Consider the following 13,355-nt stretch of genomic DNA (forward strand, 5'->3'; position numbering starts at 1 on the left):
GTTATTTACTCTTGGCGAAGGGGAATAGTAATCACAAACTCAGTGCTACTTCCTAGTTGAGAAATACATTCCAAAGAGCCACCGTGCTTTTGAGAAATAATCTGGTAACTAATATACAGCCCCATACCAGTACCCTTGCCAATAGGCTTAGTAGTAAAGAAAGGTTCAAACACCCGCTTTTTGGCTACCTCTGGTATTCCCGACCCGTTATCAGCAATAGCAATTGTTACTTGATTTGGCTTGAGAAGTTGTGTACGAATGCGAATCTGGGGAATCGAGGTTAAGGGGCGATGGGTATTGGGGATTAGGGACTGGGAGACATCTTTCCCCAGTCTCTCTTCCAAAGCATCGATCGCATTTGCCAAAATATTCATAAATACTTGGTAAGCTGCCCAGGGTAACATTCCACCAAGGGCAAGTTGCCGTATTCTTTGATAACTTCAATGGCACAACGGTTAGGTGTAGCTTTAATGCGATGTTCTAGAATCATCAACGTGCTGTTGATGCCCTCATGAATATCAACCTCTTTCATATCGGCTTCATCCATACGAGAGAAAGTGCGTAGAGATAGTACAATCTCTTGAATGCGCCGTGCCCCAACTTTCATAGAATTGAGCAGTCGAGGCAAGTCCTCAATCAGGAATTCTAAGTCTATTTCTTGTACTAAATCCTGAATTTGAACTATGGGATCGGGATAGTGTTGCTGGTAGAGTTGCACGAATTCCAGTAGGTTTTGGGTATAGTTATTAGCATGGACGATATTTCCGTAGATAAAGTTCACAGGATTGTTGATTTCATGGGCAATACCTGCCACCAGTTGTCCCAAACCTGACATTTTCTCACTTTGGACAAGCTGCATTTGAGTTTGTTGGAGTTCTTTGAGTGCTATTTCTAAATCTTCTTTTTGCTGCTTTAGCTGAGCTTCTGCTCGTTTACGCTCAGTTATATTGTACGTAGTTCCCACCAAACGATAAATTCTACCTTCATGATTTTTGAGTGGATTAATTGTAGTTAGGAACCAATTTTCTTCACCTCGGAAAACCAGGCACTCTTCGTAGGTCATCGGCATACCTATCTCTACGCATTGTACATATCTCTGACGAAATGCTTTACCTTCTATCTCACCAACTATATCCTCTGGATTTTTACCAATTACATTGACGCTTTTAATACTAGTTAAAGTCTCTGTAGCAGGATTCCAACCCGAAAAGCAAAAATCACCATCTTCCAAAACATCCACAACAAATATAGGATTTTCAGATCCATCGTAAACACTGCGTAAAAATTGCTCTTTTTCTAGCAGTTGAGCTTCTGCCCGTTTCGCCTCTGTAATATCGGTAATCGCACCAACTAAACCAATTTTTTGACCTGTGGAGTCTTTGAGAGCATATGACCTGACGAAGGTATGCATAATCCGACCACCACGAGATTGTTGTTGAGCTTCACCTATCCAGGAATTACCTGAAATCGTAGCCTGCTGTATCTCTTGAGCAACTGCTGAATTAGTAAAACTGCCAAAGACACCACCAAATTTGATAAAGTCTTCTACCGTTTCGCATTCGTACAATTTGCAAAATGCCTGATTCTGATAGATATGATTCCCTGTTGCATCCGCTATAGCAATGGCATCACTTGAGCATTCTACAGCTTGCTTGTAAAGCATCAGGCTCTGCTCCGCTTGCTTGCGTTCGGTAATATCAAGCACCATTGATGCTACACCAATCACCTCGCCATTCATAGCTATCAAAGGGCTGTTATGCCACTCGCAGATAATTGTTCTATCGTCTTTTGTCAGGTTTTGTTTGACACTCAGTGTTCCACCTTTTTGCTTTAAAATAGCAACCGTTACCTGCTTGACCTTTTCTCTAGCAGCCTCAGGAACTAAAAACGCAAAATGACGACCGAGAGCTTCTGTTTTGCTGTATCCAAAAATTCTTTCTGCTGCCGGATTCCATTCTTGAATCTCAAAGTTAACATTCCATTCAATTACACCTACTGGTGTTTGTTGAATCAAAAGAGCTAGTCTTTGCTGAGAAGACCTCAATTCTGCTTCTGCTTGTTGCCGTTCGGCAATCTCAGCCTGTAGTGCCTCGTTACTTCGTGCCAGTTCTTGAGTTCGCTTCTCTACCCGTCTTTCCAGTTCCCCATAAGCTTGCTGGAGTGCTGACTCTGCCTGCTTAATGCGGGTGATATCCATTACTAGACCATCCCAAAGAATATCGCCATTAGCTTGTTGTTCTAAGCGAGATGCAGCCTGTACCCATTTGACTTGTCCAGTATGCAAAACAATTCGCCCTTCCCACTGCCAAGGTTCTAAGGTTTGAGTACAAATAGCGACGGATTGTTCAAAATTTTCAAGTTCATCTGGGTGGACAATTGTAATAATCAAGTTGGGATCAGCTTGAATCTGTTGTGGTGTTAACTCATAAATCTCGTAAGAACCAGAATTCACATAAGGGCACGAAAGCGAACCATCGGGATGCAGTATCAACTGATAAAGCATTCCTGGCACATTTGCCGATAGCTTCTGCAATTTTGTCTCGCTTTGACGTAATGCTTCCTCAGTGAGTTTGCGCTCTGTGATGTCTTCGTAAGTCCCAAGGATACCTACTACATTACCTTGGGCATCGCGCAGTGGAATTTTATTGGCATCTAACCAATAGTACTCGCCATCATGCTTCTGTATTCTTTCTATGATGTGATTTTGTGGTATACCTGATTCCATCACATGGCGATCGCATTCTCGATACCAATCAGATTCTTCCTTTGCCCAAGGCAGCTCGTAATCATTCAACCCAACGATATGATCTGGAGAATCCAGACATGCGTCATGGGCACACTTTTGGTTGCAGCCCCCATAAACTAAATTACAGTCTTTCCAAAAAATTCCTTGAGGAATATTATTTATCACCACTTGTAGTAGCTGTTTTGCTTGGTACAGTTCTGTTTCTAGCTGCTTATATTGTGTTAAGTCTCGAATACTACCAAATAAAAACTTATTACCTGCATCATCTGCAAACAAACATTTTTTGATAGAAATAAAGCGCGACACTCCCTGAATATCGGTAAAAGATTCCTCATTTTCATGGGTAATACCTGTAAGAAAAACAAGTTCATCTTTTTCCCAATAAATATCAGCTTCTGCTTTCGGCAAGAAGTCATAATCTGACTTACCAATCAGTTCTTCTCGGCTACACCCTAAAAATTTACAGAAGGCATCATTGAGTAATACCCAGCGGTGTTGGCGGTCTTTGACAAAAATCGGGTCATCCGTGCTGTTGAGCAATTGTAGTACAACAGCTATAGAAAAACTTTCGTGCTGATTTTTCAGTGGAAAATTGCTTGGAATTTCCCATAACTCATGAGGGGACTCATTTGTTTTGCTGCCCTTGTACATGCCCGAAGTCCTGTTTGTAAGCGTTTTAACCTCCGATGCCTGGAGGTAAGATGTACTATCACTCTTTGCGTGGAAATTTTCTGAGGCTATTGCCTCTGTTGTTTTAGTATTCCCAATGTCTGGGATTACTCAACAGGTGATAGCAAAACTTACAAATGAGCAGGGGAGATGGGAAAGATGAGGGAGATGGGGGAGATGGAGGAGATGAGGGGGATAATTTTTCACTCCCAACTCCTAACTCCTAACTCCTAACTTTCTCCCACAGGGCTGACTTTGGCTCTGTAAAGCAGTTTGTTACCTTGAAGGTAGCCAGTGTAACGTACTTTCACCGTTTCACCTGGTTGTGCAGTTCCTTTCATCAATTCGTGCAACTGGGGATCATATGATGTTTCTTCTCCTACCGATGCGATCGCTTCGATTCCCCAAGCTTGTAACAATTTTTCTAAGGGTTTTTGTACCAACGGCACTATTTTCACCGCTGCTAATTGCGGATTTTCCTGGGCTTTTTGGGCTGCTGTGGGCCATTGCAACAACAAAGATTCCAACATTTGTAAACTTGAATGCTGGAACTGTTGCAACAATATCTCTCGCTGTTGTTCTATCTCAAGTAGCGATCGCTGGTACTCTATTTTTAAATCTGCAATCTCTTGTAACAATTCCTGAGTGGTTGCTGCTTTCTCTTTTACCAAATCTACTGGCGAGAAAGTTGCTACTAATTCACTCAATGGCACTTTTAGCACTGGCGACAGTTTGAGCAGCACATCCAACCGCATCTGCTCTAACTTTCCCTGTCGCAGTCGCAAAATCTGACGCTCTGAGACGCCAGCAGCACGACTCAGCGCTTTGAAACTAGAAATACCCACTTGTTGCATTAAATTTTGCAACTTTTTGGTGAAATGATTATTGGACATTGGGTACTGGGGATTGGGTATTGGGCATTGGGTATTGGGTACTGGGTATTGGGTATCGGGTACTGGGGATTAGGAAGAAAAACATTCTTTAATGAACTAAATTCTTTCCCACTCCCTAGTCCCCAGTCCCTAGTCCCTAGTCCCCAGTCCCTAGTCCCCAGTCCCCAATTCCTATTCTTCCAGCAAACTTCTCAACATCCAAGCTGTTTTTTCGTGTACTTGCATCCGCTGAGTTAACAGATCAGCTGTAGGTTCGTCGTTAACTTCTTCCACAACAGGAAAGATTGACCGTGCAGTTCGCACTACAGCTTCTTGTCCTTCCACCAGTAAGCGGATCATTTCTGTAGCTTTAGGAACTCCCGGAGTTTCTGGAATCGAACTCAGCTTGGCATATTCGCTGTAGGTTCCTGGTGCAGGATAGCCAAGCGCTCTAATTCTTTCGGCTATTAAATCAACTGCTAAGGCTAGTTCTGTATACTGAGTCTCAAACATCAAATGCAGCGTTTGAAACATTGGCCCTGTAACATTCCAATGGAAATTATGAGTTTTCAGGTACAGTGTGTAGGTGTCAGCCAATAGGCGAGATAGCCCCTCGGCGATTTTTGCCCTACTTGCTTCGTCTATACCAATATTTACATTTTTAACTGTTCCCTGAGATGACATATTTTTCTCCTAATTAGGTTATATGTATTTGAGTGTTAGGCATTAGTAACTTTGACCATGCCCAATTCCCCATGCCCCATTCCCTATTTTCTATGCCAAGTGCATCTTCAAAACGCTGCGGGGAGCCTTGCGGACTCTGGCTAAAATCGTTTCTTTGCCTAAACGCTGGCAAGCTTCATACCGATGGCAACCAGAAAAGCCATAGTACCGTCCATCTACCTCTAGGACATCAATGGGTTCTTGCTGCCCAATGGCAGCAATTGATTCCATTAAGGCTTCTACCTTATTGGGATCGTTGGCACGGGGCAACGGCCGCTGAATTTGATTTAATGGAATTTCTTGGACTCTCACCATAAGGATTTGACCCAACTAGTTCTGTTTTATCTCTATATATAAATCATAGTCATAATGACTTCGTTTTGCAACTAATTTGGCTCGCAAAATCGGTAATGGTATCATTGGAGCGCTCATGCGACAAAACCACTACGTTACAAAGCAACTGGAAAATCCGCCCCATCGCCGCATTAAGGGGCAAAATCAGGTCATGAAATTTTCTCTTTGGCGTTTTTCTTACTCTGTGCTAACGACATTTTGTTTGTTGGGTCTGACAGCCGCATCGGGGCCAGAGAGTAATATTGATGTAGAACTAAAAATTGGGATTGTGCAGCGATTTGGAGAGAAGCCAAAAGCCAAGCTGCAACTAGAACCCACAAAAGGCGATCGCCTAAGATTAAAATTCAAAGTAGGTAATAAACAGCAGACCCTGTTTACGCAAAATCCCGTAAAGCTGGAAACAGTAATGCAAGCTTTACCGAGACCTGTAATTGAAGAAGTTGTAGTTTTAGGTACTTACCGTACCTTTGAAACAGCTGAAGATAGTGCTAATAAATGGCGTTCTCAGGGGATAGAGGTGGAAATAGCCCAGCCAGAACGCTGGCAAGTTTGGGCAAAACGGGACGTTTACAATACTCCCTTGCTGCGGCGTTTGCTATTCCAAAGTGTACAAACTGTTAATCAAGAAACGACATATATTGATACAAAAATTCGTAAGGAAATACCGCAAGTTAATTGGATTGTGAATGGCAAGCGCTACAACTTGAATTCCTTAGAGATTACCACTGATAAAAACTTAATTAGAGTGAATAAAACTGACAAACCAGAGAATGCTCAGCTTTACGCCGGACAGTTAAATTTACAGCCCAACGCCTACGGGACGTACACTCTAGTTAACCAAGTACCTCTAGAAACTTATTTGCGCGGAGTTGTGCCTTATGAAATTGGCACAAATGCGCCAAAGGCGGCCATGGAAGCCCAGGCAGTTATCGCCCGGACTTATGCCTTGAGAAACTTACGTAGATTTGCTACCGATAACTATCAGTTATGTGCTGATACTCACTGTCAAGTTTATAACGGACTGAGTGGCACAACTAAGAAAACAGACCAGGCGATCGCGGCCACTAGGAGTATGGTACTAACTTATAACAATGAGCTAGTAGATGCTTTGTATTCTTCTACTACTGGCGGTGTCACCGCTTCCTTTAGTGATATTTGGAATGGTGAAGATCGTCCTTATTTGCGCCCAGTAATTGATGCTCCTACTAATTTTTGGAACTTATCTCAGCAGAGTCTAGCAGACGAAAAGAACTTCCAAAAGTTTATCACTATGCAGCAAGGATTTAATGAGAGCAGCTGGGACATGTTTCGTTGGTACAAAGAAACTAGCCTAGAGGATATTACTAAAGACTTGCAGAAATTTTTGCGAGTGAAAAATAGCCCATATGCTAAATTCAAGACTATTCAAGCGATGGCTGTTGTTAAAAGAAGTACCAGCGGACGTATTCTCGAATTCGCTGTCAAAACAGATATCGGCACTTTTACTTTATATAAAGACGAAGTTCGTAGTGCCTTTGCTGCTCCCGTGAGTACGCTTTTTTACATAGAACCTATCAACAGAGGCCAATCCAAGCTGTGGGGATATGCTTTTATTGGTGGAGGACTCGGACATGGAGTCGGCTTAAGTCAAACTGGCGCTCAAAATTTAGCCAAGTTAGGTTGGTCAAGTCCGAAAATTCTTCAATTTTACTATCCAGACACTCAAATTAAAATTCTCAGCAAAGAAATCAAGTTCTAGACGATGGGCGAGGTGAAGTTATAGGCTGAGTAATAATACTTGCAAGATTGCTAGTGTTATTACTCAGCCTCGTTCTCAACAGACGAGGTGCGACCTTGCTTACGGTTAATGAAAATAAAATTAATAATATGTATCAAGGGCTTCATCTGATGACAAAAGAGGAACTTTAGCACTAATGAAATTAAGAATACTGTTAAAAATGACTGTTTTAACAATCATATTAGGCGCTTGTACTATTAGTTATGGTTCTCCATATCGTAAATTTGATTCCAAGATCCCCGCACTCATACTCGCTCAACCCAAAAGAGTAGAACTTTCAGTTACCTATGAACTGGCAATACCAGAGCAAGTTATCTCTAATCTACCGAAAGAAGCAACAGTTTATAAGTTCGTTTCAAAACAGATTTCAGAACAAGACTTCCGCTCTTTATCATCTAAATTTGGAATGAAGGGTCAGCCGAAATCTGACAATGACAGACCTGATCACAAAGGTGATTCGCTTCTTTTGCTAAACGAAGGAACAAAGCGGCTGTTGTTAAATACTCAAACAGGAACTTGGAAATACAGAGATGATTCCAAAATTTTCCAATCTACAGGAGCTAATAATATTCCTTCTGATGCAGAGGTTTCTCGTATAGCAACCGAGTATTTAAAGACTAACGGATGGTTACCACCTGACTTTCAATTCCAAACTGTTACTGCTGTTACTGAAGAACTAAGTAACTTGTCTCAAACTCCAAAGGTTATAGGAAAAAGCGCTTACTTTTATCGATATATTGCAGGTCAACCAGTATATGGAGTTTCTCGAATTATTGTAGATGTAGGAAATCAAGGTGAAGTCGTTGGTGTATCGAAATTCTATAAAGAGATTGAGGACGCTGGAAAACAACCACTAAAAACTGTAGACCAAGCTTTCAAGGAAGCAAAACAGAAGAAAGGAACAGTTACAACTGATAATCCTAAACTCAAAAATGCTTTGATAAAGGATGTGAAAATTAAATACTGGGAAGACTCTGGTTCAATTGATGATCAGCCTTTTTTACAACCAGTCTATGCATTTAAAGCAGAAGGTAAAGTCAACGAGAAAACAGAAGAATTTGAAGTGATTATCCCAGCTATCGAAAACGCTAGAATAGAACTGAAGAAAGTCGGACAGTAAAAACTACCACCTTTTAGGGAAGTTAAATAATTTACTGCGCTATGCACGCCGACATAGTATAGCAAAGTGCTGATTGCTGAGTAGAAACCTAGTTGCTTCAAGGTTTTGATACCATTTGTTTGTAAGACTGCGCCAAATTTCTTTTACTTCTTCTTTGTTTCTTTCTTTGCGTTCTACCCTGCGGGAAGCCGCTAACGCGTCTATGTGTTCTTTGTGGTTCGTTTCTTACTATATGGCGCATCTTTATACAGAATTGGTATGAGTAATCAAGACTGTTCTAACCTATGCTTCGACTACTATATTTTGTCAGCCAAAAACTTCCAAAATGAAAAAGACGTGAAATTTCACGTCTCTACAATCTGAAATATTAAAACAAAAATTGTACTAAGCTTTCTTCAACCAGCTAAACATAGCACGTAACTCTTTACCAACTTCTTCAATTTTGTGTTCTGCTTCTTGGCGACGCAATGCGGTAAAGCCAGGTTTACCAGATTGATTTTCCAGAACAAATTCTCGTGCAAATTGTCCAGTTTGAATTTCGCTGAGAATCTTCCGCATTTCTGCTTTGGTTTGGTCAGTGACAATTCGAGGGCCACGAGTGTAATCACCATACTCGGCGGTATTGGAAATGCTGTCGCGCATTTTAGCTAAACCACCTTCTACAACCAAATCAACAATCAATTTGACTTCATGCAGACATTCAAAATAAGCTAATTCTGGTTGATAACCAGCTTCTACTAAAGTTTCAAATCCAGCTTTGATTAAGGCACTCAAACCACCACACAATACTGCTTGTTCGCCAAACAAATCAGTTTCAGTTTCTTCGCGGAAAGTAGTTTCAAGAATACCAGCACGAGTACCACCAATACCTTTAGCATATGCCATTGCGCGATCGCGTGCCTGACCACTGGCATCTTGATAAACTGCAAACAGTGCTGGTACACCTTGGCCTTGTTCATAAGTCCGCCGCACTAGATGTCCTGGGCCTTTGGGTGCTACCATCACCACATCTACGTTAGCAGGCGGTACAACTTGCCCAAAGTGAATATTAAACCCGTGAGCAAAGGCTAACACATTGCCTTCTTCCAGATTTGGTTCAATTTCGTTTTTGTAAACTGTTTTTTGCACTTCATCAGGCAACAAAATCATGATAAAGTCAGCAGCATTAGCCGCATCTGCGACATTTTTCACAGTTAACCCAGCTGCTTGGGCTTTTTCTGCTGACTTGCTGCCCGGATACAGACCTACAATTACATCCAAACCACTATCTTTTAAATTGAGGGCATGAGCATGACCTTGGGAACCATAGCCGATAATTGCAATGGTTTTTCCTGCAAAAAGGTCTAAATTGCCATCTTCGTCGTAGTACATCCGGGCCATAAGAAATATCTCCTGTCAGCAAGCATCATGATTTATTGGCAGGCTTTTGATTGTACCCCAAATTGAGGAACCGTGATGAGGGAGATGGGGGGACAAGGAGAATAAAAACTAACTCCTAACTCCTAACTCCTAACTCCTAACTCCTAACTCCTAACTCCTAACTCCTAACTCCTAACTCCTAACTCCTAACTCCTAACTCCTAACTCCTAACTCCTAACTCCTAACTCCTAACTCCTACCTTGTTGATGTTGCTCGATCAATTCTTTGTACTTCTTCTTGGGATAGTTTCACATTGATTGCACGCACTGAATCTTCAATGCTGGAAATTTGGCTAGCACCAGGAATGGGCAAAATAGTAGGCGACTTGGAACGCAACCAGGCTAGGACTATATTGTAAACTGATACGCCTTTTTCTTTAGCTAAAGTTGCGATCGCAGGAATATCTTGTAAATTTTGATGGCGACGACTACCACCAAAGGGACTCCAAGGCAAAAAGGTCAATCCTTCGTGTTCGCAATACATTAACACACCGTCAGTTTCTGGCTGTCGTTCCCAAGGGCTGTATTGATTTTGCACTGAGACAATATCCACTACATCCCGCGCCCGCTTAATTTGTTCCACTGAAAAGTTAGAAACTCCTACGAACCGAATCAAACCAGCTTCTACTGCTTCTTTGACTGGTGCTAGGGATTCTTCAATGGTGTAGTTTGGATCGGGTGAGTGATATTGCCAAACATCAATGGGTTTATTGCCACCTAAAGCCTCAAAGCTGACGCGAATTGTTTGATGTAAATGTTCGGGGTTGCCATTGCGTGTCCAATTGCCATCTGGACGCATCAAACCGCCTTTAGTAGCTACAACCACATGGCTAACATCACCTTTGTAACTGGCAAGTGCTTGGTGTATCAGGCGTTCATTGTGGTGTTTGTCTGATTCATCTTTGCAGTAGGAGTCAGCGGTGTCAATGAACGTAACACCCAAATCCAACGCCCGATGAATAACTGAAATTGATTGTGATTCGGGAGGGCGATTATAAATTGACATCGGCATTCCACCCAAGCCAATTGCACTCACAAAGACACCCGTTTTTCCTAGCTGTTTGGTTTCCATGCTTATAACCCTGGTTTGTAGTGCCATTACTTATGTATTAGCGGGTTAAGCAGGTTTTGACAATTCATCTACGGATAGGGTTGGGGATTGGGGATTGGGGATTGGGGATTGGTAATTGGTAATTGGTAATTGGTAATTGGTAATTGGTAATTGGTAATTGGTAATTGGTAATTGGTAATTGGTAATTGGGGATTGGGTACTGGGAAAACCTTACCTAATCCCTAGTCACCAGTCCCTAGTCACCAATCACCATTCCCCTTCACTTACATCCTAAAGACTGACGAGTATCTACACCAGTTTTAGAATTCACACCACTCGCTTTAGTGCAGAGTTTTTTCACCTGCACGCCATCTAAAACTGCGTTGGTGAAATCAGCGCCGGTGATGTCAACATTATCAAAAGTCGATCGCAACATCATTGCATCTGTGAACACTGCATCACTCAAATCAGCCCCCTTAAACTTGGCTAAGTAAGCTATGCCTTCACTAAAATCTGCGCCATGCAGATTTACCCCCTCCAACACTGTGCCGTTAAACACGCCGCCACGTAAATCAGCATTGCTAAAGTTAGCATTCTCTAAATCCAAATTGGTAAATTCAATGCCAACTAAACTTTGACCAGAGTAATCTTTACCCTTGAGTTCCTCGCCAGCTGAACGGGTGATACTAGAAGAACTAGCGGCTTGTGCCGATAGGGGAAACAAAAAAAGAACCATAGCTAGGACAAAGCTAGCTAGTAGTTGCCAATACTTCATAATCTTTTCTTAACAAATCTCAACACTTATATCATTAACGAAGTATAGAGGATGAAGTGTGAAGTGTTAAGTCATGGTTTGAGCCTTCATGCTTTGTTGATCATCCCGTAGGATTATAGATGTTGAGGTGCGATCGCAAAAATTCCTGTGACTAATACTGAAGACATCGCTCAAACTTTGGCGCGAACTCCTTTATATCAGCTGGGTGTAGAACTCAAAGCACGACTAACCAGCTTTGGCGGTTGGGAAATGCCTGTGCAATTTAGTGGCATTACCCGCGAACACGAAGCTGTAAGAAATACAGCCGGAATGTTTGATATTTCCCACATGGGTAAATTTACTCTCCAGGGGAAAAACTTGATTTCTCAACTCCAGAGTCTAGTTCCTTCAGACTTGAATCGGTTGCAACCAGGTCAAGCGCAATACACAGTATTGTTAAATCCGCAAGGGGGAATCATTGACGATATCATTGTCTATTATCAAGGTGAAGACACCACTGATACACAACGGGCATTGATCATTGTCAATGCGGCAACCACAGGTAAAGACAAAGCATGGTTGTTACAGCACCTTGACCTGGATGAAGTGCAATTCCAAGACCTTTCACCAGAAAAAGTTTTAATCGCTGTACAAGGGCCAAAAGCCATCACCTATCTCCAGCCCTTTGTACAAGAAGATTTACAACCAATCAAAGCATTTGGGCACTTAGAAGCAACGGTACTCGGTAAACCTGGCTTTATAGCCCGCACAGGTTATACCGGGGAAGATGGTTTTGAGGTGATGGTAGATCCAGATGTGGGGGTACAGTTGTGGCAAAATCTTTATAAAGCTGGTGTCATCCCTTGCGGACTCGGTGCAAGAGACACTTTACGCCTAGAAGCTGCAATGGCACTTTACGGGCAAGATATTGACGATAATACAACTCCCTTAGAAGCAGGTTTGGGGTGGCTGGTTCACCTCGATACCAAAGGTGATTTTATTGGGCGGGCAGTTTTGAAACAACAAAAAGCCACTAAAGTACAGCGTCGGCTAGTAGGTTTACAAATGCAAGGACGTAACATAGCCCGTCATGGCTACCAAGTTTTATCAGGTGGTAAAGTCATCGGAGAAGTAACTAGTGGTACTATCTCTCCTACACTTGGTTATCCCATTGCTTTAGCTTACGTTCCTACCAAGCTAGCAAAAGTTGGTCAAGAGTTAGAAGTAGAAATTCGCGGTAAAACTTACCCAGCAGTTGTAGTTAAACGTCCCTTTTATCAGTCAAAAACTAAAGCTTAACTGAAATACCATACTTCACACTTTCTACTTCATGCTTTGCAGCTTTTAAGGAATAATGTGTTGTAAACTACTCAATCTACAGTAAAGCTCATGATCAAATATGACGAGCATTACTGTTGGGACAACAATTTTTGTAATATGGGAGGGTAAGTTATATGGCTAATTATCCTAGTGATTTCCGATACTTGGATACTCATGAATACGTGTGGTTAGATGGTGACATTGCTACCATTGGCATTACTTCTTTTGCCGTAAAGGAATTAGGTGAAATCGTCTTTGTAGAATTATTGCCAAAGGTTGGCACTGCTGTTGAGAAGGGTGACGAATTTGGCACAATTGAATCAGTGAAAGCCGTTGGAGAGTTAAATTCACCAGTAACAGGTACAGTGGTAGAGCGTAATGATGTTTTAAATGATGAACCCGAAGTAGTGTCAGAAGACCCCTACGGAGAAGGCTGGTTATTGAAAGTACGCGTTAATAACCCTGATGAATTGAATGATGCATTGACCGCTGATCAGTATAGCGCCCTGGTAGAGGGACAGGGGGAGTGATGGGGGGATAGGGAGCAGGGG

General features: G+C 42.1%; 12 protein-coding genes. 4 read left to right on the top strand and 8 right to left on the bottom strand.

What is annotated here, in order from left to right; all coding sequences use genetic code 11:
* Nucleotides 1-5: 5 nt before the first annotated feature.
* The 5 genes from I8748_RS02080 to I8748_RS02100 all read right to left on the bottom strand — a co-directional run bounded on the left by I8748_RS02080 (nt 6) and on the right by I8748_RS02100 (nt 5,325).
* On the bottom strand, nt 6-374 hold the full coding sequence (locus I8748_RS02080) for a sensor histidine kinase (RefSeq protein WP_198123016.1): 369 nt from the start codon (nt 372-374) through the stop codon (nt 6-8).
* Complete coding sequence (locus I8748_RS02085; protein WP_198123017.1) at nt 371-3,397, bottom strand: PAS domain S-box protein; 3,027 nt, start codon at nt 3,395-3,397, stop codon at nt 371-373. The genes I8748_RS02080 and I8748_RS02085 overlap by 4 nt, the downstream gene beginning before the upstream one ends.
* Nucleotides 3,398-3,645: 248 nt before the next feature.
* Nucleotides 3,646-4,308, bottom strand: a complete 663-nt coding sequence (grpE, locus tag I8748_RS02090) for a nucleotide exchange factor GrpE (RefSeq protein ID WP_198123018.1) — start codon at nt 4,306-4,308, stop codon at nt 3,646-3,648.
* Nucleotides 4,309-4,479: 171 nt separating this feature from the next.
* Nucleotides 4,480-4,971 carry a Dps family protein gene (locus I8748_RS02095; protein WP_096552138.1) on the bottom strand — a complete coding sequence of 164 codons (492 nt, stop codon included), beginning with the start codon at nt 4,969-4,971 and terminating at the stop codon, nt 4,480-4,482.
* Between the two features lie 90 nt (nt 4,972-5,061).
* Complete coding sequence (locus I8748_RS02100; protein WP_096552136.1) at nt 5,062-5,325, bottom strand: ParB N-terminal domain-containing protein; 264 nt, start codon at nt 5,323-5,325, stop codon at nt 5,062-5,064.
* A gap of 115 nt (nt 5,326-5,440) precedes the next feature.
* Here I8748_RS02100 and I8748_RS02105 point away from each other — a divergent pair, with 115 nt between their 5' ends.
* On the top strand, nt 5,441-7,102 hold the full coding sequence (locus I8748_RS02105) for a SpoIID/LytB domain-containing protein (protein WP_198123193.1): 1,662 nt from the start codon (nt 5,441-5,443) through the stop codon (nt 7,100-7,102).
* 175 nt (nt 7,103-7,277) lie between these two features.
* On the top strand, nt 7,278-8,261 hold the full coding sequence (locus I8748_RS02110; RefSeq protein WP_214662385.1) for a hypothetical protein: 984 nt from the start codon (nt 7,278-7,280) through the stop codon (nt 8,259-8,261).
* Between the two features lie 384 nt (nt 8,262-8,645).
* On the opposite strand, the gene ilvC is transcribed toward I8748_RS02110, so the two are convergent.
* The 3 genes from ilvC to I8748_RS02125 all read right to left on the bottom strand — a co-directional run bounded on the left by ilvC (nt 8,646) and on the right by I8748_RS02125 (nt 11,505).
* Entirely contained in the window at nt 8,646-9,641 is a 996-nt protein-coding gene (gene ilvC, locus I8748_RS02115) for a ketol-acid reductoisomerase (protein WP_096552132.1), read from the bottom strand.
* 234 nt (nt 9,642-9,875) lie between these two features.
* Nucleotides 9,876-10,751: an aldo/keto reductase gene (locus tag I8748_RS02120; RefSeq protein WP_198123020.1), complete on the bottom strand. Its 876-nt coding sequence runs from the start codon at nt 10,749-10,751 to the stop codon at nt 9,876-9,878.
* Between the two features lie 259 nt (nt 10,752-11,010).
* Nucleotides 11,011-11,505: a pentapeptide repeat-containing protein gene (locus I8748_RS02125; RefSeq protein WP_198123021.1), complete on the bottom strand. Its 495-nt coding sequence runs from the start codon at nt 11,503-11,505 to the stop codon at nt 11,011-11,013.
* A 147-nt stretch (nt 11,506-11,652) separates the two neighbouring features.
* Here I8748_RS02125 and gcvT point away from each other — a divergent pair, with 147 nt between their 5' ends.
* Entirely contained in the window at nt 11,653-12,783 is a 1,131-nt protein-coding gene (gene gcvT, locus I8748_RS02130; protein WP_198123022.1) for a glycine cleavage system aminomethyltransferase GcvT, read from the top strand.
* A 155-nt stretch (nt 12,784-12,938) separates the two neighbouring features.
* Nucleotides 12,939-13,334, top strand: coding sequence for a glycine cleavage system protein GcvH (gcvH, locus tag I8748_RS02135; protein WP_198123023.1), 396 nt, complete (start codon nt 12,939-12,941; stop codon nt 13,332-13,334).
* Nucleotides 13,335-13,355: the final 21 nt, after the last annotated feature.

The organism is Amazonocrinis nigriterrae CENA67, from assembly GCF_016056305.1.
Classification (GTDB): Bacteria; Cyanobacteriota; Cyanobacteriia; order Cyanobacteriales; family Nostocaceae; genus Amazonocrinis; species Amazonocrinis nigriterrae.

Excerpts from the sequence above, each read along its gene's own strand:
- I8748_RS02080 (WP_198123016.1), bottom strand. The coding sequence starts at position 374 with ATGAATATTTTGGCAAATGCGATCGATGCTTTGGAAGAGAGACTGGGG.
- I8748_RS02085 (WP_198123017.1), bottom strand. The coding sequence starts at position 3,397 with ATGTACAAGGGCAGCAAAACAAATGAGTCCCCTCATGAGTTATGGGAA.
- grpE (WP_198123018.1), bottom strand. The coding sequence starts at position 4,308 with ATGTCCAATAATCATTTCACCAAAAAGTTGCAAAATTTAATGCAACAA.
- I8748_RS02095 (WP_096552138.1), bottom strand. The coding sequence starts at position 4,971 with ATGTCATCTCAGGGAACAGTTAAAAATGTAAATATTGGTATAGACGAA.
- I8748_RS02100 (WP_096552136.1), bottom strand. The coding sequence starts at position 5,325 with ATGGTGAGAGTCCAAGAAATTCCATTAAATCAAATTCAGCGGCCGTTG.
- I8748_RS02105 (WP_198123193.1), top strand. The coding sequence starts at position 5,441 with ATGCGACAAAACCACTACGTTACAAAGCAACTGGAAAATCCGCCCCAT.
- I8748_RS02110 (WP_214662385.1), top strand. The coding sequence starts at position 7,278 with ATGAAATTAAGAATACTGTTAAAAATGACTGTTTTAACAATCATATTA.
- ilvC (WP_096552132.1), bottom strand. The coding sequence starts at position 9,641 with ATGGCCCGGATGTACTACGACGAAGATGGCAATTTAGACCTTTTTGCA.
- I8748_RS02120 (WP_198123020.1), bottom strand. The coding sequence starts at position 10,751 with ATGGAAACCAAACAGCTAGGAAAAACGGGTGTCTTTGTGAGTGCAATT.
- I8748_RS02125 (WP_198123021.1), bottom strand. The coding sequence starts at position 11,505 with ATGAAGTATTGGCAACTACTAGCTAGCTTTGTCCTAGCTATGGTTCTT.
- gcvH (WP_198123023.1), top strand. The coding sequence starts at position 12,939 with ATGGCTAATTATCCTAGTGATTTCCGATACTTGGATACTCATGAATAC.